The sequence below is a fragment of the Streptomyces sp. NPDC000404 genome, assembly GCF_040300365.1.
Classification (GTDB): Bacteria; Actinomycetota; Actinomycetes; order Streptomycetales; family Streptomycetaceae; genus Streptomyces; species Streptomyces ramulosus.
Genome location: NZ_JBEPDN010000004.1, coordinates 43,702 through 63,379, shown reverse-complemented (window position 1 = coordinate 63,379; position 19,678 = coordinate 43,702). Strand labels below are relative to the sequence as shown.

The window sequence follows — 19,678 nt, the reverse complement described above, 5'->3', positions numbered from 1 at the left end:
GCCGTCAACGCCCGGGGCGCGGCGGTCCGCCCCTCACCCCGCCGGGGCCTCCTCGCCGCTCTCCGGGCACAGGTGCACCGCGGCCTCCTCGGCGGACGCCGCCCCGCCGTCGATCCCGACATCGTGTGCGACGACGTCGTTACGGTGCCGCGGAAACCCCTCCTCGGCGGTCATCAGCCGCCCGGCGCGCTCCCCGCCGACCTGGTCGTCCACCGGCTCCCCGTCGCCGTCCACCTGGTCACCGATGCCGTCCCCGTCCGGGGCCCACACCTCGGGGACCTCTTCCGAAAGCCGTTGCTCCAGGGATTCGCCCTCGAACTGCTCCCGCGCCGTGGTGCCGCGATTGACCGCGAGCGGACGCTCGGGCGGTGAATATCCCTCGTCCAGGATCTGGTCGAGATCCGGCTCGCCGAGAGCGTCCTCCATATCCAGGTCATCGGGATTGTCCTGCGGATCGGAAGCGGACGGCTGATAGACCTCGTCCCCCATCGCATTGTCGGGCATGTCCGCTCTCCTTCTCCGGATGCGAGGGTTTCTCACCCTGCTTTCTCATACTCCGGTGCCGGATCCCCGCAGAATACTGAGGACTTCCGCATCCTGCACCTGTTCGAAATCGAGATACCACTCGCCCACACCGCGGAAATTCCGCGGCTGGTGGACACACTCCACATCGTCCGCCTCCTCGCGCAGCGCCGCAGCCGCAGCGGCGTCACCGACCGGCACCGCCAGCACCAGACGCGCCGGCTCCAGCCGCCGCAGATACCGCAGCGCGGCGCGCGCCGTCACCCCCGTGGCCAGCCCGTCGTCGACCAGCAGCACCGACCGGCCCGCCACCTCGTCCGCCCCGAGCGGCGGACGGCCCGCCCGGTACACCTCCTGCCTGCGGCGCAGCTCGGCGCGCTCCCGCGCCACGTCCTCGGCCAACCGCTCGGCGGTCAGCCCGAGCGCCGCCAGCGCGTCCTCGTCGAACACCGGAGGATCCTCGCCGACCAGCGCCCCCACCCCGACCTCGGGCCGTCCCGGCATCCCGATCTTCCGCGCCACCAGCACCTCCAGCGGCGCCCCCAGCGCCCGCGCCACCACCGCCGCCACCGGAACACCGCCCCGCGGCAACGCCACCACCAAAGGGTCGGTGAGGGCGCCGGTGCGCACCAGTGCCAGACAGCGCGTCGCCAATGCCTCCCCGGCATGCCGCCGGTCGAAATACCGCATGCCCCGCCCTTCCCACGCGCCCGGCGCCTCATCCGAGCCGGCCACGCTCAGCCCCGATGCCTTTCCGTGCCGAGGCCGAGGGATTCCGCGATGCTCTGCACATTCGGATACGTGCCCTCGGACGGCAGCTTTTCGGCGAGGGACACCAAACGGTCCGGAGCGTTGTCCCGGCGCAGCTTGTCGAGCACCGACGGCTTGTCCGCCGGATAAATGCTCCGCCCGAGATGCCGAGCGATTTCCGACCGGATACCGACGTCCTCCTCGCTCATACCCCGCGGCGTCCCCCCGCGGAATACGCTGTCGGGCGCCTGTGCCACCTCCGGCTGATCCTCACCCGCGGGCTGGAGTTCGCGGTCCTCCGCGGCGCGCAACGACCGGTCGGCCGTCATCTCCGCCCGCAGCTCCTTTTTCATCATCTCGTCCCGAGCGGGCCCGATCTTGTCCGCACCGTGCTCCATGACCATGCCTTCCTCCAGGTGACGCCGCACAAGGGGCGGGCGACGGGGAACGGAACCCCTCCGGAACCGCCCCCTGAACGGAAATCCTTTCCGACCGCCCGCACGCCTTCCTCGGCGGCAGGCGGAAGGCGTGCGGGCAGAAAACGCGTCATGCGCTTCCTTCCGGGAAACTCACCGCCCGCCGTCGTCCAATTCATTGACCAGTGTCGCGCAGAACGCCTTCAGATCGTCCGGTTTACGGCTGGTGACCAAAGTATTCTTTCCGCTGGTACAGATCTTCACCCGCTCATCGACCCAGGAACCGCCCGCGTTACGGATATCCGTCGCCAGACTCGGCCAGGACGTGAGGGTGCGCCCGCGCACCACATCCGCTTCGATCAGCATCCACGGCGCATGGCAGATCGCCGCCACCGGCTTTCCGGCGTCGAAGAATCCGCGGGTGAACGCGACCGCCCGTTCGTCCAGCCGCAGCGCATCCGGATTCGCCACCCCGCCCGGCAACACCAGTGCGCCGTAATCCTCCACCCGCGCCTCGTCCAAGGTGCGATTCACGGTGAACGAGTCGGCCTTGTCCAGATGATGGAAAGCCTGTACCGACCCACCCGACGGCGACACCAGATGCGGCACCGCGCCGGCATCCACCACCGCCTGCCACGGCTCCGTCAACTCGACCTGCTCCACGCCCTCGGAGGCCACCAGAAACGCGATCTGCATGTCGTCCGCCCTCTCGTCGCGATGTCGCCGGAAACGCTGCTGAACGTCAGATCTTCCCGAATCGTCGTGGGAGAACTTTTCCTGCCCCGATTCCCCTTTCCGTGGCCCCGCCGTCCTCCCGGACGGGAAACCTTCCTCCCGTAGGCACATTTCTCTCGAACATGCATTTCCCGGGATTCCCGCCTTGGCCGGACACGCGATGCGTATTTCCTTGCGCGGCCCCGAAAAATCGGGAAGCGGTGCCTGCCGGCATCACGGAAAGGGCGGCCGAACCGCGCCGCGGCCCAGGCCGGACCGGGCGCCCGCGCCGGGCCCGTGCGCCCCCGTCACCCGTACGCGCCCCGGCCCTCTCCATCGCACTCCGGATGCGGTGAGATCGCATCCCGGCGGCGGACTCCCCGGTGCTCACGGGGCGGATGCCCCGCCCGGCCCGCGCGAGCGCGCCGGGCACCCGGCGCAGGCGTACCGTCGGAGAGGGGCGGTCCCGCCCTGGAATGAACAGGCCGCCCGGCCACGTATCCGGGCCACGGTCGCCCACCGCACGCCGCACCGTTTCCGAATGCACCACGCCGATCCGGCGGAGTGCTCACCGCGTGGTCCGCAAAAGGGAGATGTCCACCATGTCGGCCGCTGAGCACCGCGCATCCGCCGCCGCAACGCGCGCGGTTCCCGCCCACGGCGCGCCCTGCTGGGTCAACCTGATGACCCGCGATCTGCGCTCCACCCAGGACTTCTACACCGAGGTCCTCGGCTGGAAGTTCCGGCAGGGCAGCCTCGGCGACGAGTTCTGCGTGGCCCTGGACGACGGCCGCCCCGTCGCCGGAATCGCCCAGCTCACCCAGCGCCTGCGCGGCACCACGGCCTGGACCCCGTACTTCGCCGTCGACAGCGCCGACGACGTCGCCGCCCGCGTCCGCGAACGCGGCGCCACCGTCGCCGTCGGCCCCCTCGAATTCGGCACCGGGCGGGCCGCGCTCGCCTCCGATCCCGACGGCGCCGTCTTCGGCTTCTGGGAGGGCCAGACCGTGCGCTGGGCGGTCGGCCGCGAGGGCGGCCCCGCCTGTCTGGAACTCCGCACCCGCGACGCCTTCGCCGCCGCCATCTTCTACGCCCAGATATTCGACTGGGCCACCCAGCGCCCCGGCGGCTGCGACGTCACCTACGAGGACGACCAGGTCATCGTCCGCCAGGATCAGCACATCGTCGCCACGCTCCGGGGCGGCGGCGTGGAGGAGGCCCCCGATCCGCATCTGCGCCCCCGGTGGCACGTCCACTTCCAGGTACGCGACCTGCCGTCCGTCATCTCCGCAGCCGTCGCCGCCGGTGGGACGGTCATGTCCCCGGCACCCCAGACCGGCCGCCCCGGCGGACGCTCCATGATCTGCGACCCCCACGGCGCCCTCTTCACGGTCACGGACGCCCCTGAGAACGACTGATTCTCGCCTTCCGCGCCCCTGCCCCGACCCGTGTGCCCGCCCGGCGGACGACTCGTAGCAGACGACTCGTCCCGACCGACGACTTGTCCCGGCGGACGGCCGTGCCCGCCCCTCCGCAGGGCGGGCACGGCCGCACGGTCCGATCCGGGATGAACGCGGGGCTCCCTCAGGGGGGATCGCAGGGGCGGCCCGCGCCGCGGCAGCCTCACAGGGACGGGTGGATGTCCCCGCTCCGCATACCGCTCTCCTGTTCGCTGCGGCTCTGCAGCTTCCGGGCCTTCTCCTTGAGCCGGTCGCGTTCGGCGGGGTCGCGGGTGTGCTGCGCCTTGTCCTCCAACTGCTGTGCCTTCTCCCGCATCTGCTGGATCCGGCCACGCACCTCGTCTGCGCTCATGATCACTCCTCGAACGGTCCGTCCGCGCGGAAACACGGGTCGGCAACCTCCACCCCCAGCGAAACAGCGCCCGCCCCCATCGGCACCTTGAAGAATCACCCGCGGTCACCGCCCGGCCCCGTGGCGGCGTCCCGCCACCGCAGCCTCCCGCCACCCGCACCCGGAACGCTGTCGCGCGTCCCGCTCCCGCCTGCTGCACAGTGGAAGGGACATCACACGGACGAGTGAAGAAGCGCCGTGCCTACGGGCGGAGACGTCCCGCGCCCCAGCGGAACGGGCGAAACGCCCCGAACGCACGGCCCGGGCAACGGGAGCCCACGGCCGCACCACGGCCCCGCGGACACCAGCCACCGACCGGAACACCCGCCGCGGACCCCGCACCCGCGGACCGCGGCGCGGACCCACCGAACGGAACGGAAGGCGTGAGGGGAATGGCAATCCACACCGGACGCGTCACCCACCAGGCGCCCACCGGACGCCGGAAGCCGCAACTCGACCCGGACACCCGCGCCGCCCTGCACCGACTCGCCGCCCTCCCGGACGGTCCCGCCCGCACCCGGCTGCGCGAGGAGATCGTCTGCGCATGGCTCCCGATGGCCCACCGCCTCGCCCGGCGCTACAGCGGCCGTGGCGAAAGCGACGAGGACCTCCGCCAGGTCGCCGCACTCGGCTTGCTCAAAGCCATCGACCGTTTCGACCCCGGCGTCGGCACCGCCTTCGGCGCCTTCGCCGTCCCCACCATCATCGGCGAGATCAAGCGCCACTTCCGCGACGAACTCTGGGCCGTCCACGTCCCACGGCGCGCCCAGGAACTGCGTGCCCAGGTCCACCGGGCACGCCTGGAACTCTCCGTCCGCCCCGGCCACGCCACCATCACCCCTCAGGACGTCGCCGCACACACCGGCATGCCCTACGAAGACGTCCTCATCGGCCTCGACGCCCAGAAGACCTTCACCGCGCTCTCGCTCGAACGCCCCCTCGGCGGCGAGGACACCCAGCAGACCCTCGGTGACCTCCTCGGCCAGGAAGACCCGGCCCTCGGACTGGTCGACGACCGGGAGGCCGCCGCCATCGGCCTGCGCACCCTTCCCGAACGGGAACGCCACATCCTCTACCTGCGGTTCTACCTCGGCCTGACGCAGAGCGAGATCGCCGATCGGGTCGGCGTCTCCCAGATGCACGTCTCCCGGCTGCTGCGCCGCTCCTGCGCCTACGTACGGGAGAAGGCCCTCGCGCCGACGCCGTGACGGTGTGCCCAGGTGCGCTGCGGGGCCCGGTGACGTTCCGCCGCCGACTGTCACGGTGAGTTCCCGCCGGACGCCCGAATTCCCCCTGAAATAACGCAGTGTGATCATCCGTGATCGCTCAGGGATGTCCCCGATCAACCCCTGACCTTGCTCGAACCCCGTGCCCATTCGCCTTACGCGGCGGTAGCGTTCGCCTCATCGACGCCGCAACGCGCGTCAACTCGCAGCACATCGCAGCAGGAAAGAAGGGCGGGGGAGAAGTGCAGGGGCAGGTGCAGGGCCGCGGTCGACACCACGACCGGAGCGAGGGACAGGAAAGAAGAAGCGAACGGAACGACTGCGCATCGGCCGGGGCGCAGCGACGGCCCCGGCCGGAAGCGGGAGCGGAGGCATGCGCCGCCGCCCGTGCGCTCTGGCATCTGACCGAACCGCTGCATGCCGTCACCTACTTCGACGAAACCTGCCGCGGCCTCGGCAAGGCCCTCGGCCTCAAGGGCTTCTGGATGGGCTACTTCGCCGCCCGCACCGCACCGCTGGGTGCCGTGTCCGCCCCGCTGGCCACCGAGGTGCTGGGCCTGTTCTCCCCTGCCATGACGGCCCGCGCCCTCCCGGCAGCCTGGCACGTGGTCCGCCCGGAGCGGGTCCTCGACGCCCGCGCCCGCTGTGCCGCCGACGCCCTGCGGGCCGCCGATCCGACGATGGAGGCATCCGTCGCAAAGGTCGCCCCCGCCCTCAGAGCCATGGTCGACGACGCACCGGGAGCCGCACGGCCCCTGTTCGCCGCGAACCAGGCGCTCTGCGACCGCGCCGACCCGGTCGAAGACCTGTGGCAGCTGGCCACCGCTCTCCGCGAATTCCGTGGCGACGCCCACCTCGCCGTCCTCGCCGAGCGCGGACTCGACGGCTGCGAGCCCCTGGTCCTGGCCGTCGCCTGCGGCCTCGTCCCCGCGGAGACCATGCGACAGGACCGAGGCTGGACCGAAGAGGAGTGGGCCGCTGCGGCGGGACGCCTGCGCGCACGTGGCCTGGTCGACGGCCAGGGCACGGCGACCGCCCGCGGCGCGATGGAACGGGCAGACATGGAGAACCACACCGACGCCCTCGCGGCCCGGCTGCTCAGACCTCTCACCACCGCACAGACCGAACAGCTCCTACGGGACCTGAAGCCCGCCGCCCACCGCGTCCTCGCCGCCAAGCTGCTGCCGTTCCCCAACCCGATAGGGCTGCCGGCCGCTCCGGCACCCAGCAGACACACCGACGGCCGGAGGGCGGGGCGGGAGCGCTCGGCACAGGCCGACTGATTGCGGCGGAGACGGGTACCCGGAGCGAGCTGAGGTGCCCCTCGCCCTGCCCCGATGCCGCCGAGCGCCGCCCCGGAAGCGCGCCCCGGTGCTCCCCAGGCCCGTCACCGGCACGCGGGACCGCTCCGTACGCCCAGGATCACGGCGGGTGAAGCGGGGTAGCCGGGTGGCCACGCCGGGCAGCGGGACGCGCGCCGTGGTACCCGTCGGAGGGTGCTTCCGCACGGTGGTTCCGATGAGCCCCAAGGAGGAAGGAGCGACGATGACGACCGAATCAGCCTCCGGACGATCCAGGCCCGTGCCCGACAAACCGGGTCCGGTGCCCAGGGACCCCGAGCCGCAAGGACCGGTGCCGACCGAACCGGAGCCGCACGACGCCCCCGAGCCGGAGCGCCGACCGGACACCGGCCCCGATACCGAGCCGCAGATACCTGAGCCGCCGGATTGATGCGGTCCTGGGCCGGCTGGCCGGCCGGACTGGACTGAGCTGGACCTGTACCGGTCGGACCGAGCTGGCCCTGCGCTGATCGGTCTGGGGGACCTATCTGTGGTGACTGGTCTGAGCGGCCGGTCTGAGAAGACGTCCGCGGACCGCTCCGAGGCAGACGTGTGCTGACTTCTGCGGCGGACGCGCAAGGCCGACCTGGGAACGCAGACGTGCACTGACCGGCCTCTGGGGGTGCTTGCGCTCCGCTTCGACCGGCCGGAGACAGAGATATCCGACCCAACCGAACCGATCTGGACCGACCCAAACCGATCCGGATCGCCCCGGACCGCACAGAGACCGCCGCCCCGAGACCGACCGCCCCGAAACCGACCGCACAGAGACCGACCGCCCCGAGACCGAACTGAGCCCGCGAGGCGACGCCTGGCTCCGACGCGTCGGAGGCACCCCCGACTCCCTACGACGCGGCTCCCGCCAGGCGCGCTTGCAGTTCCACCGGAATCCTCGTACGGGGAAACCCGCCCCGCATCGCCACCTACCAGGCGTCCGCGCCGCTCCTGCCGGCCCCACGACGCAAGGTGACGGCCCCGCCCGGCGGCCGTCACGGGCCGGCCTCGGCCAACGCGCTGTCGTCCCGCCGGCCCCGCCCCAGCCCCAACTTCAGCCTGGCCCGACACCGCGACCACCACCGGCCCCCGGCCCTGCCCACCACAACCGTCACCCCGCCAGCCCCCGGCCCCGAGCCCCGTCCCACCCAGGAGATGACCCGGATGTCCCACCCCACCGACCCGGCAGACGCCACCGGCTCCGGCTCCGCGGTTCCCGAGGACTCCACCGGTGCCGCGGAGCGTACGGGCCATGCCAGAGCCTCCGGCGCCGCGGACCCTCCACCCTCCACCGCCCCTGCCCGGCACGACCTCGTCCCGAACGCCCCGGCATCCCTCTCGCCCACCGATCTGGCGCAGGTGGACGCCCAGTGGCGGGCCGCCAACTACCTGGCGGCGGGGCAGATCTACCTTCGGGGGAATCCGCTGCTCACCGAGCCGTTGCGGCCCGAGCACATCAAGCCGCGGCTGCTCGGGCACTGGGGCACCTCGCCCGGCCTCACCCTCGTCCACACCCACCTCAACCGCGTGATCAAGGCACGGGACCTCGACGCCGTCTGCATCTGGGGGCCGGGCCACGGCGGCCCGGCTGTGCTGGCGCAGTCCTGGCTGGACGGTTCGTACTCCGAGGTCTATCCGGATGTGAGCCGCGACGCGGCGGGGATGGCGGAGCTGTTCCGGCAGTTCTCGTTCCCCGGGGGCGTGCCCAGCCACGTCGCCCCGGAGACGCCCGGTTCGCTGCACGAGGGCGGCGAGCTGGGATACGCGCTGACGCATGCGTACGGGGCGGCGTTCGACAACCCCGGGCTGGTCGTCGCCTGCGTCATCGGTGACGGCGAGGTGGAGACGGGACCGCTCGCGGCGTCCTGGCACGCCAACAAGTTTCTCGACCCGGTGCACGACGGCGTTGTCCTGCCGATCCTGCACCTCAACGGCTACAAGATCGCCAACCCGGCCGTCCTCGCCCGCATCCCCGACGCGGAGCTGGACGCGTTGCTGCGCGGCTACGGCCATGAGCCGCTGTACATCACGGGCGACGAACCCGGCCCGGTCCACCACGCGATGGCCGCCGCCATGGACCGCGCCCTCGACCGCATCGCCGCGATCCAGCGCCGGGCCCGCGCGGACGGCGGCACCGAGCGGCCGCGCTGGCCGATGATCGTGCTCCGTACGCCCAAGGGGTGGACCGGCCCGCACGACGTGGACGGGGTGCCGGTCGAGGGCACCTGGCGCGCCCATCAGGTGCCCCTGCCCACCGTCCGCGAAAACCCCGCCCACCTGCGACAGCTGGAGTCCTGGCTCCGGTCGTACCGCCCGGGCGAGCTGTTCGACGAAGGCGGCCGCCCGCGCCCGGAGGTGCTGGCGCACATCCCGGAGGGCGATCGCCGGCTCGGCGCCTCCCCGCACGCCAACGGCGGGCTTCTCCTGCGAGATCTGCCGATCCCGCCGCTGGAGGAGTACGCCGTGGCCGTGGAGGCGCCCGGGCGGAGCATGCATGAGCCGACGCGGGTCCTCGGCGGTCTCCTCGAAGGGGTGATGGCGGCGACCGCCACCCGCCGCGACTTCCGCGTCGTCGGCCCCGACGAGACCGCCTCCAACCGACTCCAGGCGCTCTACGGCGCGACCGCCAAGGCGTGGCAGGCCGCGATGCTCCCGACCGATGAGCATCTGGCGCGCGACGGCCGGGTCATGGAGGTGCTGTCGGAGCATCTGTGCCAGGGCTGGCTGGAGGGGTATCTGCTGACCGGCAGGCACGGGCTGTTCGCGAGTTACGAGGCGTTCGCGCACATCGTGGACTCGATGGTCAACCAGCACATCAAATGGCTGCGCACCGCCCGCCGACTGCCCTGGCGCCGTCCCGTCGCCTCCCTGAACTACCTGCTCAGCTCGCATGTCTGGCGCCAGGATCACAACGGCTTCTCCCACCAGGACCCCGGCTTCGTCGACCACGTCCTCAACAAGAGCCCCGAGGTGGTCCGGGTGTATCTGCCACCGGACGCCAACACGCTCCTCTCGGTCGCGGACCACGCCCTGCGCTCCCGGGACCACGTCAACGTGATCGTGGCGGGCAAGCAGCCGACGTTCGACTGGCTGACGCTGGAGGAGGCCCGGGCGCACTGCGCGCGGGGCGTCGGCGTCTGGGAGTGGGCCGGGACGGAGGACGGCAGCCGCGAGCCGGACGCCGTGCTGGCCTGCGCGGGCGATGTGCCCACCCAGGAGACCCTGGCCGCCGCCTGGCTGCTCCGCCGTCACCTGCCCGATCTGGCGGTCCGCGTCGTCAACGTCGTCGATCCGGCCCGGCTGCTGCCGCGCGACGCGCATCCGCACGGCATGCCGGACGCCGAGTACGACGCGGTCTTCACCCGCGACCGGCCGGTGATCTTCGCGTACCACGGCTATCCCTGGCTGATCCACCGGCTGACCTACCGGCGGACCGGACACGAGCAGCTGCACGTGCGCGGCTATCAGGAGGAGGGGACGACGACCACGCCGTTCGACATGGTGGTCCGCAACGACCTCGACCGGTTCCGGCTGGTCATGGACGTCGTTGACCGGGTGCCCGGACTCGGCGTCCGCGCCGTCGCGGTGCGCCAGGCGATGGCCGATGCCCGCACCCGCCACCACGCCTGGACCCGCCGCCACGGCACCGATCTGCCGGAGGTCGCCGACTGGACGTGGGACGAGGGCGGGGACGGCGCATGAGGACGCCTCCGCCCCGCGCCGGTGGCCGACCCGTCGGCTCAGCCGCCGCAGGCGTCGCGTACGTCATCGGCCACATGGGCGTCGAGGGCCGCCCGGACGAGGGCGGCGGCGAACGCGGCGACGTCCTCGTCCGGGACGAGCGCGGCCAGCCGGGCGGGGTCCTGGGGGAGGCCGAGCCGCTCGGCGCCCTGGAGGGCCTTGCCGTCGAGGAACGGCACGAGGGCGGGCCACACCCCTTGGACCTCGCGCAGGAAGATCGCGGCTCCGGCCGGGCCGATGCCGGGCACCTCCTGCAGCGCATCGCTCAGCGCGGCGCGGTCACCGCCGGCCGCGTCCCGCATCCGCCGCAGGTCGCCGCCGCAGGAGTCGTGCAGCAGCGTGGCGCCGGAGCCGAGTTGGGTGGCCGTCCGCTCGTCGTAGCGGCGGTAGCCGCCCTCGCCCAGGGCATCGACGCGCTGCTGCCAGGTGGCCTCGGCCATCGACCGCGGCGTGCGCATCCCGGCGGCGAAGAGTTCGCGGGCCGCCGCCACCGCGACCGAGGCCCGGATCCGGGCGCTGAGCAGCAATGCCAGCACCAGGAGCTGGTAGAGCGGCTGCGGGGTGTCCCGCATCCGGATGCCCGCCTCCGCCGCATACGTCGTACCGTGCCGGTCCAGCAGGACCCCGGCCACCTCCCGGTCGCGCTTCCGGCTCATGCCCGCACCTCCGTCTCTTCCCCCGTGTGCACGGTGGCTGCCCCTCCTCTCCGTTGTCTCACGGGGCCGGTGAGGCGGCGCGCGGGGCGGGGACGGGACGGTCGGTCCGGGGAATTCGATCTCGGGCGACGGCCCTGGAATTACGATGTTCCTCGTACAATGAAGGCCGGTGGGGCACCGGCCCGCCGTTCACCGCCGCCGCACGTCAGGAGCCGCCATGCCGACCGAGACGCCGTCCGCCGGCACCGTGACCGGCGCGCGCGCACTGGAGCATCCGCGCCGCGAGGACATCCGCCTCGCCGAGGTGCTGCACGCCCTCGCCGATCCGATGCGGCTGCGTGTCGTCCGCCGCCTCGCGGCCGCGCACACCGAGTTGAACTGCGCGGACATCGAGCTGCCGGTGAGCCGGTCCACCTGTACCCACCACTTCCGCGTCCTGCGGGAGAACGGCGTCATCCAGCAGATCTACCGGGGCACGGCGAAGATGAACGCCCTGCGTACGGAGGATCTCGAAGCACTGTTCCCCGGGCTGATCGACGGCGTGCTGCGCGCCGCCGAACTGCAGGCCGACCGGCTCGGCGAGGACTGAACGGGCGGACCGCCCCGGGAGCGCGCGGCAGCCCCGGGAGGCCCCGGAAGCGGCGGCAGGTGGCGGGCCTCTAGGCAGGTGAGTCGTGCTCCGCCGGTGAAGTGAGCTGCGCTATCGGGGTAGTCCCGGTGCGATGAGCGTGCCGCGGGGCTGGGCCGGGCGGGGCGGGCGCTAGGTTTCCTCCGTGTCGGAAAGCGACTTTTATACCGTTAGTGAACGATATGAAGCCCAGGCCGTGCGGGCCGACTGGCCCGCCTGGGAACTGCGCGGACACGGCTCGGCCGCGCCGCCCCGCAGGGACGCGGACGACCACCCGGACGGGTGTCGCCCGCCGGAGACGGCCGACGCCGCGCCGTCCCGGTTGGATCCGCTGGAGCCCTGGGTGAGCGCCCGGCTGACGTTCTCCGACGGCGCCCGGATCGATGTGCTGGTCACCGTGGAGGACGACGGCATCACCGTGGAGGACCTGCGGGCCGACCCGCCGTTGCCGCTCAGCGGGCTCGCCACCCTCGCCCACTGGATCGAGGGACCGCTCGACGACGCCTGCCGCATCGCCACCGGCCGCACCCGCAGACCCCGGCCGGTCCCGGCACCCGCCACCGACCCGTCGGCGTTGTCCGGACCGCGCAGGGGCGGCGTGCGGGGGAGCGGCGGTGCGGGCCGGGAGGAGGCGCGCGGTGCGGTGCCCTCCGCCGGAAGCGAGCCGGAGGCGGGCGACGCCGCGCCGTCCGCCTCCGGAATTGCCGCGGGCCCCGCAACGGAGCGAGCGACGGACCGGCCGGCGGATCCACCTGCTGAGCCGACGGCAGCGCACTCGGCGGAAGCCGCAGCGGACCCGGGCACGGCATCGACGGCGGATTCGGTCACGGCGCCAGTGGTGGATCCGGGCACTGCGGCGGAGGCGGAACCGGGCACGGTGCCGGCGGCGGACCCGGAGGCGGCCCCCGCGGCAGACCCCGCCGCCGAACCGGCCGTTGCCGCCGAACCGGCAGCCGCGTCCGCATCGGCAGCCGCCGCCGGATCGCCGGCCGTCCCCGCCGCGCATCAGGAGGCCGCCCCCCACTCGGACCCGGTCACCGACCCGTCGGCCACCCCGCCTCCCGAGGCAACCCCCGGTCCGGCCCCCGACACCTCGGATGCCACCGACGCCACCGGCCCCGACCCTTCCGCCGACCCATCCGACCGGGCGGAAACCTCATCCTCGACCGACCGGACCACCCTCCCCGAAGGGCGGGCGCTGTGGGGGCGGGGCGGCGATCGGAGCAAGGCGGTGGCCGCGGCGTACCGGGAGGCGCAGCGCGAAGGGCGGGACCCGGTGGAGGCGGTGATGAACGCGACCGGGCGCGGGCGGCGCCGGGCCCTGCGGCTGATCGCCGGAGCGCGCGACGCGGGCCTGCTCTCGCCCCGGCACCACAGACGCCAGGGATGACCGTGCGCGCCCCGCGAGCCCGGACGACGGAAGCGCCCCGAGGGGTGCCGCTCAAAGGGACGGTGCTCTCGATCAGCCTGTTGCGCCGGTTGCGTGCGTGTCGGGCTCATGCACAGGGCCAGTGTTGCCACTGCCCCTACGCCCCTTTCCGAGCCACGCGCACAGCAGCGCGACACCGAGAGCCAGCGCGGCCAGCACGAGGCTGGTGACATCGAACGAATCAGCAAAGTCCGAGGCGGTGACGTGGCTGTCCGGTGTCTGCGGGTTGGCCCCGAGCAGGGCTTGGTAGAGCGCGCCGACGGCGGCGACTCCCAGGCCCATACCCGCTTGGGTGACTGTGTTCAGCACGCCCGAGCCCGCGCCGGCATCGTCTGGGCGCACACGGGAAAGCACCGTGTCGATCAGCGGTGCGACCACGAGCCCTTGCCCGAAGCCCGAGATGCCCATGACGGCGGCCAGCAACACGGCTTGGACGTCCGTCGCTGCACCGGTGACTGCGGGGACGGCGCAGAGGCCGGCGGCCATGATGGCCCCGCCGACGACCGAGACGCGGATGCCGAACCGGGCGGCCAGCCTCCGGCAGGCGGCGGAGGCGAGGATGAACCCGACTCCGAGTGGCACAAACACCAGGCTCGCACGCATCGGGGACAGCCGGATGCCGGATTGCAGGTGATACGTGAGCACCAGGAAGAGGCCCGCATTGCCTGCGAAGAAGGCCAGCACGGTGACCATGCTGAGCGGGAAGCCCTGGGCTCGGAGGAGCCTGCCGGGCAACAGAGGGTCGCTGCCTCGGGCTTCGAGGTGCCGTTCCCAACGCAGGAACGCCACGATCATCACGGCTCCCAGCAAGAAGCAGGGATAGGTCCACCACGGCCAGTCCTTCTCGGGGCCGATCGTCAGCGGGATCAGCACAAGGGGCAGCAGCAGCGCGGTGAATGCCACGCCGACGAAGTCCAGCCGCGGGTTGTCGGAACTGCGACTTTCGGTCACCGCTGGTGCCGCCGCGCAGAGAATGACGATTCCGATCGGCACATTGATCAGGAAGATCATGCGCCAGCCCAGCCCGGCGACGTCCAGGTCGAGCAGCAGCCCCCCGCCGACCAGCCCGGCGATGACACCGGCGCCGATGGCCGCGCCGTACGCCCCTACCGCACGGGCACGGTCGCGGCCGTGGACGAAGACGGCGCGGATGAGGGACAGAACTTGCGGTGTCATCAACGCCGCCGAGAGTCCCTGGAGAACACGTGCTGCGATCAGCGTGTTCGCCGAGGGCGCCAGGGCACACAGGAGAGACGTCGTCGTGAACGCAGCGACACCGTACTGGAATACCTTCTTGCGCCCGGTGCGGTCTCCGAGGCGTCCCCCCGTCACCATGCCCGCGGCGTAAGCGATGACGTAGCCGTCGATCACGAACTGAAGCTGGCCGAATCCGGCGTTCAGGTCGGTTTGGATCTCCGGGGCTGCTACGTTCACGATGAACATGTCGATCTGGCTCATGAACATCGCGAGCAGCACCACCCCAAGCCCCGCCCACTCCCGAGCGGTCGGCCTCGGTTGGCCTTGGCTCGGGTTCGTTGGAGCTACTGAGCCCTCTTCCTCTGCTAATGCACTCATGGGGCCACCACTGAATGTCGAAGCGCTACGGAGCCTGCGCCCGGTACCAGGCGCTCGGCGTGGGACACGGAGCCTCTAAGTTAGATTTAGATCTAAATTGAGGTCTAAAACTAGCACGCTGTGAGGGAAGTTCATGGAGATGTCGCAACAGCAGGCGCCCGAGGGGGCCGAGTCCGTACGGGATCCTGTGGACTCGATCGCCGCTGCCTGGCGCCGGGAGCGGCCGCAGACCTCGGTGGCGTCCATCGGGGTGGTCACCCGTATCTGGCAGCTTGCGAAGCACTTCGGTGATGACCGCCGTCGAGTGCTGGCCGAGGCCGGCATCGACTCGGCCACCCTCGACCTCCTCAGCACGCTGCGGCGCAGCGGCCCCCCGTACACGCTGACCACCCGTGAGCTTGCCGAGCAATCCCTGGTCACCGCCGGCGCCATCTCTCAGCGCGTGGCTCGCGCCGAACGTGAGCGGCTGGTCACGCGGCGCCCCGCGCCCGGGCGCTCCCGAGCCGTTCTGGTGGAACTCACTGCCGCCGGCCACGACCTCGTGGAGCGCACGGTCGACCAGGTCCTGTCACGGGAGATCGAACTGCTCGACGGGCTGACCGCCGAGCAACGGGACAGCCTGGCCGAGCTGCTGCGCACGCTGCTCGGTGACGTGCAGGAGAAGCTGAATCTCCAGGGGGTCTCCCACGTGGGGCACGGCGCCTAGCCAGGGGCGGTTTCCAGGTGGGGCCGAGTTGGCCTTGAGGCCGGGCCCCACGCCCTACCCGCCGAACCCCTGGGGAAACCCCGGATCCCGACCCCACCGCTCAGGGATGTCCCCTAAGCGTCGCCCCGCTCCGCGCCCCGCGGGCCGGCCGCGCGTGATCCGGTTGCCGGGGAATTCCCCGGGTCCGCGGGAGGGTCGTCCGCCGGGGGGAAGCCCGACTGCCAGTCGAGTCCGTACCGTTGGAAGAGTTCCGCGCGCAGGCGGGGGAGCGGGGTGGGGGCGCCGGGCAGGAGCAGGGGGACGACCGTGCCCATCAGCAGGGCGCGGAGCAGCGGGTAGTCGGCGTCCGGGTCGGTGGAGCCGTAGGCGATGACGGTTTCGCGCAGCAGGTGGGCCAGCCGCTGCTGTTCGGGGCACTGGATGAAGCCGTCGGCGGTGAGGATGCCCGCCATGTGGGTGCGCATCAGCAGCGGGTGGTCGCGGGTGAGGCCGATGATCGCGTCGATGGCGCGGGCCATCAGCTCGCGGCCGGCGCCGGGGCCCTCGGGGCGCGGCTCGCGCTCCAGCGCCTCCTGGAGGGTCAGGTGCATCAGGCGGTGCACGGCCGACTGCAGGAGCTGCCGCTTGCCGGGGAAGTAATACGAGACCAGGCCGCGTGCGGTGCCTGCCCGAAGGGCGATGTCGCCGAGGGTGGTGGCGTCGTAGCCGCGCTCGCCCACGAGGTCGACCGTCGCCTGCAGCAGCCGCTCGCGGGAACGTCGCCGCAGTTCTTCGTTGACCGATGCGCTGCGAGGGGACATCCTGTAACTCCTGCGTTGGCTGGCTGGCAGCCAGTATACTCAGGGCACGCCGGGTATTCGCCTTTCCAGGTGCGAATTCCGGCCGCACCGGCTGGTTCGGACGACGCGGGGGATCGTCCGAACCAGCCCGTGACAGCGCCCGTGCGCGGCGTCCCGGCGAGGAATCGCAAGGACGCGGCGCACGGGCGCTGCCACGTTGTGGATCTTCGTCGGCTCGCGCCGTGCATTCCTCGGCCCGACCGGCGCTCCCTCCCCACTCCTCCGTAAACCTCCTGAATGGCCGAAAGGTTGAGGTAACGGCCGCGGTGAGGCAGGTGGTTGGGGTGGGGGCCGAGTGGAGTACGGGGTGCGGCGGAACGGGTGGTGGGGGTCGCGGGCTCCGTACGAGCGTGGTGATAAATTGGTATCTTTGCGTCGATATGCTTCCAGTTCCTCAGCCACCGGGCCGGACCGCTCCCCGTCCGAGGCGTGTGTGGCGATCCGGCGGGTGACGGATAGCGCATGCGCAAGAACGGGCACCGGGCACCGGGCTCCGCACCACCGCGGACCCTGCGTTTCCCCTGGAACGTGCGGAGCCTCGCGGGCCAGCTGATGCTGGCGCAACTGGTGCTGGTGGTGGTCCTCGTGGCCATCGCCGCGCTGGCGCTCGTCCTCCAGTCGCGCAACGCCAGCACCCGCGACGCCCAGCACCGCACCCGGGCCGTCGCCGAGGCGTTCGCCCTGGCACCCGGCACCGCACAGGCGCTGGACGGCAAGGACCCCACCGCGGAGCTGCAGCCGCGCGCCGAGGCGATCCGGGAATCCGCCGACGTCGACTTCGTCGTCCTCCTCAGCCCCGAGGGCATCCGCTACACCGACCCCGTCCCGTCGCTCATCGGCGAGCGCGCCAATCCGATGTACCGCGAAGCCCTCACCCAGGGCCCCTTCACCCGCACCATCCCCGGCGTCCGCGGCATCACCGTCACCTCCGTCGTCCCCGTTCACCGTGGCAACGGCTCGATCGCCGGGCTGGTGGTGACCGGCGTCACCGTCAAACGGGCGCAGAACACCAGCGCCGCGGAACTGCCCGCCCTCCTCGGGAGCGCCGCGGGCGTCCTGGTGCTGTCCGCCGCCGGGACCGTCCTCGTCGGCCGCCGCCTGCGCCGCCAGACCCACGGCCTGGGGCCCGCCGAGATGACGCGGATGTACGAACACCACGACGCGGTGCTGCACGCCGTCCGCGAAGGGGTGCTGATCGTGGACGCCGAGGGGCGGCTGCTGCTCACCAACGACGAGGCGCGGCGCCTGCTGGACCTCGGGCCGGACGCCGAGGGGCGGCTGGTGACCGAACTCGGTCTGGAGCCGTCCGTCGCCGCGCTGCTCACCGACCGCCGCGCCGTGTCGGACGCCGTCCGCCCCGCGGGCGACCGGCTGCTGGTCATCAACGTCCGCCTCACCGACAGCCCGGGCTCCGTGGCGAGCAGCGTCGCGACGCTCCGCGACACCACCGAACTGCGGGCGGTCACCGGCCGCGCCGAGGCCGCCCGGGAGCGGCTGCGGCTGCTGCACGACGCCGGCGCCCGGGTCGGCTCCACCCTCGACGTGCGGCGCACCGCCCGGGAGATGACCGACGTCGCCGTCCCGCGCTTCGCCGACGTCGCCACCATCGACCTCGCCGACCCCGTCCTGCGCGGCGACGAACCGGACGTCTCCGGGCAGCCGCTGCGCCGGACGGCCGTCACCGCGGTGCCCGAGGGGACCGTGCCGGGCGGCGGCAGCGCGACCTTTCCCGTCGGTGAACCGGTCACCGCGGTCCGGCCCGCCGCGCACGCCCGGGCGCTCGCCGAGGGCGAACCGGTCCTCGTCCCCGACCTGTCCCAGGTGCCGGAGCTGACCGGCGGCCCGGCGCGGACCGGCGCCTTCGCGGACGGAGCCACCGGGCCCGCGGACGCCGGGCGGGCCGAGCGGATCCACGCCCTCGGCCTCACGTCGCTGATCAGCGTGCCGGTCCGGGCCCGCGGACGGGTGCTGGGCCTGGCCGAGTTCTGGCGCACCGAGGCGTCCGGACCGTTCGACGAGGACGATCTGGCGCTCGCCGAGGAACTGGTCGGACGGACCGCGGTCTGCATCGACAACGCCCGCCGCTACACCCGCGAACACGCCACCGCCGTCACCCTCCAGCGCAGCCTGCTGCCCGGCGGACTCCCCGACCAGGACGCGGTGGACGCCGCCTACCGCCACCTGCCGGCGCAGGAGGCGGGGGTGGGGGGCGACTGGTTCGACGTCATCCCGCTGCCCGGCGCCCGCGTCGCGCTGGTCGTCGGGGACGTCGTCGGCCACGGACTGCACGCCGTCGCGACCATGGGCCGGCTGCGGACCGCCGTGCACAACTTCTCCGCCCTGGACCTGCCGCCCGACGAACTCCTCGGCTACCTCGACGAACTGGTCGGCCGGATCGACGACAGCGGCTCCGCCGGCTCCGCCCAGGTCTCGGGAGCGGCCTGTCTGTACGCGGTCTACGATCCCGCCGCCGGCCGCTGCACCATCGCGACCAACGGGCTGCCCACCCCGGCCCTCGTGCTGCCCGACGGCACGGTCAGCTTCCCCGACATCCCCGTCTCGCCGCCGCTCGGGCTCGGCGGCGAACCCTTCGAGACGGCGACGCTGGAGCTGCCCGAGGGCAGCCGGCTGGTGCTCTTCACCAAGGGGCTGATCCGCGAGTACGACCGCGACGCCGACGTCGGTCTGGCCGCGCTCCGCGACGTCCTCGCCGGGCTGCCCGACGCCGGACCGGAGGAAACCTGCCAGGCGATCGTCGACGCCATGGTGGGACCGCGGCCCGGCGACGACATCACGCTGCTCGTCGCCGCCACCCGCCGCATGGACGCCGACCACGTCGCCGAATGGGCCGTGCCCAGCGACCCGTCGGCCGTCGCCCCGGTCCGCGCGGAGGTCGCCGGGCGGCTCGGCTCCTGGGGCCTGGCCGACCTGGGCTTCGCCACCGAACTCATCCTCAGCGAACTCGTCACCAACGCCATCCGCTACGCCACCGGGCCGGTCCGCGTCCGGCTGCTGCGGGCCCGCAGCCTGATCTGCGAGGTGTCCGACGGCAGCCCCACCGCCCCGCATCTGCGGCGCGCCGCGATGACCGACGAGGGCGGCCGCGGGCTCTACCTGGTGTCGCAGTTCGCCGAACGCTGGGGGACCCGCTACCCCGACCGCGGCAAGGTGGTGTGGACCGAACAGTCCCTGGAGCCGCCGGCGATGCCCGCCGAGGAGCTGAGCGACGAGGACCTGCTCGACCAGTGGGACGACGACCTCGAATGACCCGGCCCCGGACATGCGCATGGG

The 19,678-nt window shown here is 72.5% G+C and carries 16 protein-coding genes; 8 read left to right on the top strand and 8 right to left on the bottom strand.

Annotation, left to right across the window (positions count from 1 at the left end; translation table 11 throughout):
• Positions 1-33: 33 nt before the first annotated feature.
• The 4 genes from ABT345_RS08435 to ABT345_RS08420 all read right to left on the bottom strand — a co-directional run bounded on the left by ABT345_RS08435 (position 34) and on the right by ABT345_RS08420 (position 2,384).
• The gene (locus ABT345_RS08435) at positions 34-504 is read right to left on the bottom strand and encodes a DUF5709 domain-containing protein (protein ID WP_345087439.1); all 471 of its coding nucleotides are present in this window, start codon (positions 502-504) and stop codon (positions 34-36) included.
• Positions 505-549: 45 nt separating this feature from the next.
• Entirely contained in the window at positions 550-1,212 is a 663-nt protein-coding gene (locus ABT345_RS08430; protein WP_345087437.1) for a phosphoribosyltransferase, read from the bottom strand.
• A 47-nt stretch (positions 1,213-1,259) separates the two neighbouring features.
• A complete protein-coding gene (locus ABT345_RS08425) occupies positions 1,260-1,676 on the bottom strand; it encodes a DUF2795 domain-containing protein (protein ID WP_345087435.1) in 417 nt (138 codons plus the stop codon).
• A gap of 165 nt (positions 1,677-1,841) precedes the next feature.
• Positions 1,842-2,384 carry a type 1 glutamine amidotransferase domain-containing protein gene (locus tag ABT345_RS08420; RefSeq protein WP_345087433.1) on the bottom strand — a complete coding sequence of 181 codons (543 nt, stop codon included), beginning with the start codon at positions 2,382-2,384 and terminating at the stop codon, positions 1,842-1,844.
• Positions 2,385-3,004: 620 nt separating this feature from the next.
• Here ABT345_RS08420 and ABT345_RS08415 point away from each other — a divergent pair.
• Entirely contained in the window at positions 3,005-3,820 is an 816-nt protein-coding gene (locus ABT345_RS08415; protein ID WP_345087431.1) for a VOC family protein, read from the top strand.
• Positions 3,821-4,025: 205 nt separating this feature from the next.
• Here ABT345_RS08415 and ABT345_RS08410 read toward each other — a convergent pair whose 3' ends face one another.
• Complete coding sequence (locus ABT345_RS08410; protein ID WP_345087429.1) at positions 4,026-4,214, bottom strand: DUF6381 family protein; 189 nt, start codon at positions 4,212-4,214, stop codon at positions 4,026-4,028.
• A gap of 431 nt (positions 4,215-4,645) precedes the next feature.
• On the opposite strand from ABT345_RS08410, the gene ABT345_RS08405 reads away from it, so the two are divergent.
• The 3 genes from ABT345_RS08405 (at position 4,646) to ABT345_RS08395 (ending at position 10,515) form a co-directional block, all read left to right on the top strand.
• Complete coding sequence (locus ABT345_RS08405; protein ID WP_345087427.1) at positions 4,646-5,461, top strand: SigB/SigF/SigG family RNA polymerase sigma factor; 816 nt, start codon at positions 4,646-4,648, stop codon at positions 5,459-5,461.
• A gap of 260 nt (positions 5,462-5,721) precedes the next feature.
• Positions 5,722-6,762, top strand: a complete 1,041-nt coding sequence (locus ABT345_RS08400) for an SCO6745 family protein (protein WP_345087425.1) — start codon at positions 5,722-5,724, stop codon at positions 6,760-6,762.
• 1,215 nt (positions 6,763-7,977) lie between these two features.
• Entirely contained in the window at positions 7,978-10,515 is a 2,538-nt protein-coding gene (locus ABT345_RS08395) for a phosphoketolase family protein (protein WP_345087423.1), read from the top strand.
• 38 nt (positions 10,516-10,553) lie between these two features.
• Here ABT345_RS08395 and ABT345_RS08390 read toward each other — a convergent pair whose 3' ends face one another.
• The gene (locus ABT345_RS08390; protein ID WP_345087421.1) at positions 10,554-11,210 is read right to left on the bottom strand and encodes an endonuclease; all 657 of its coding nucleotides are present in this window, start codon (positions 11,208-11,210) and stop codon (positions 10,554-10,556) included.
• Between the two features lie 217 nt (positions 11,211-11,427).
• Here ABT345_RS08390 and ABT345_RS08385 point away from each other — a divergent pair, with 217 nt between their 5' ends.
• Together ABT345_RS08385 and ABT345_RS08380 are read left to right on the top strand one after the other, a co-directional pair.
• Positions 11,428-11,799, top strand: a complete 372-nt coding sequence (locus ABT345_RS08385) for an ArsR/SmtB family transcription factor (RefSeq protein ID WP_345087418.1) — start codon at positions 11,428-11,430, stop codon at positions 11,797-11,799.
• A 184-nt stretch (positions 11,800-11,983) separates the two neighbouring features.
• Complete coding sequence (locus tag ABT345_RS08380; protein WP_345087416.1) at positions 11,984-13,228, top strand: DUF6214 family protein; 1,245 nt, start codon at positions 11,984-11,986, stop codon at positions 13,226-13,228.
• A 72-nt stretch (positions 13,229-13,300) separates the two neighbouring features.
• On the opposite strand, the gene ABT345_RS08375 is transcribed toward ABT345_RS08380, so the two are convergent.
• Positions 13,301-14,746 (bottom strand): MFS transporter, encoded by a 1,446-nt coding sequence (locus tag ABT345_RS08375; RefSeq protein WP_345087414.1) that lies wholly within the window; start codon positions 14,744-14,746, stop codon positions 13,301-13,303.
• A gap of 235 nt (positions 14,747-14,981) precedes the next feature.
• Between ABT345_RS08375 and ABT345_RS08370 the strand changes: the two genes are divergently transcribed.
• A complete protein-coding gene (locus tag ABT345_RS08370) occupies positions 14,982-15,548 on the top strand; it encodes a MarR family winged helix-turn-helix transcriptional regulator (RefSeq protein ID WP_345088137.1) in 567 nt (188 codons plus the stop codon).
• A 113-nt stretch (positions 15,549-15,661) separates the two neighbouring features.
• On the opposite strand, the gene ABT345_RS08365 is transcribed toward ABT345_RS08370, so the two are convergent.
• The gene (locus ABT345_RS08365; protein ID WP_345087411.1) at positions 15,662-16,348 is read right to left on the bottom strand and encodes a TetR/AcrR family transcriptional regulator; all 687 of its coding nucleotides are present in this window, start codon (positions 16,346-16,348) and stop codon (positions 15,662-15,664) included.
• 501 nt (positions 16,349-16,849) lie between these two features.
• On the opposite strand from ABT345_RS08365, the gene ABT345_RS08360 reads away from it, so the two are divergent.
• Complete coding sequence (locus ABT345_RS08360; protein ID WP_345087409.1) at positions 16,850-19,654, top strand: SpoIIE family protein phosphatase; 2,805 nt, start codon at positions 16,850-16,852, stop codon at positions 19,652-19,654.
• The last annotated feature ends 24 nt before the right edge of the window (positions 19,655-19,678 follow it).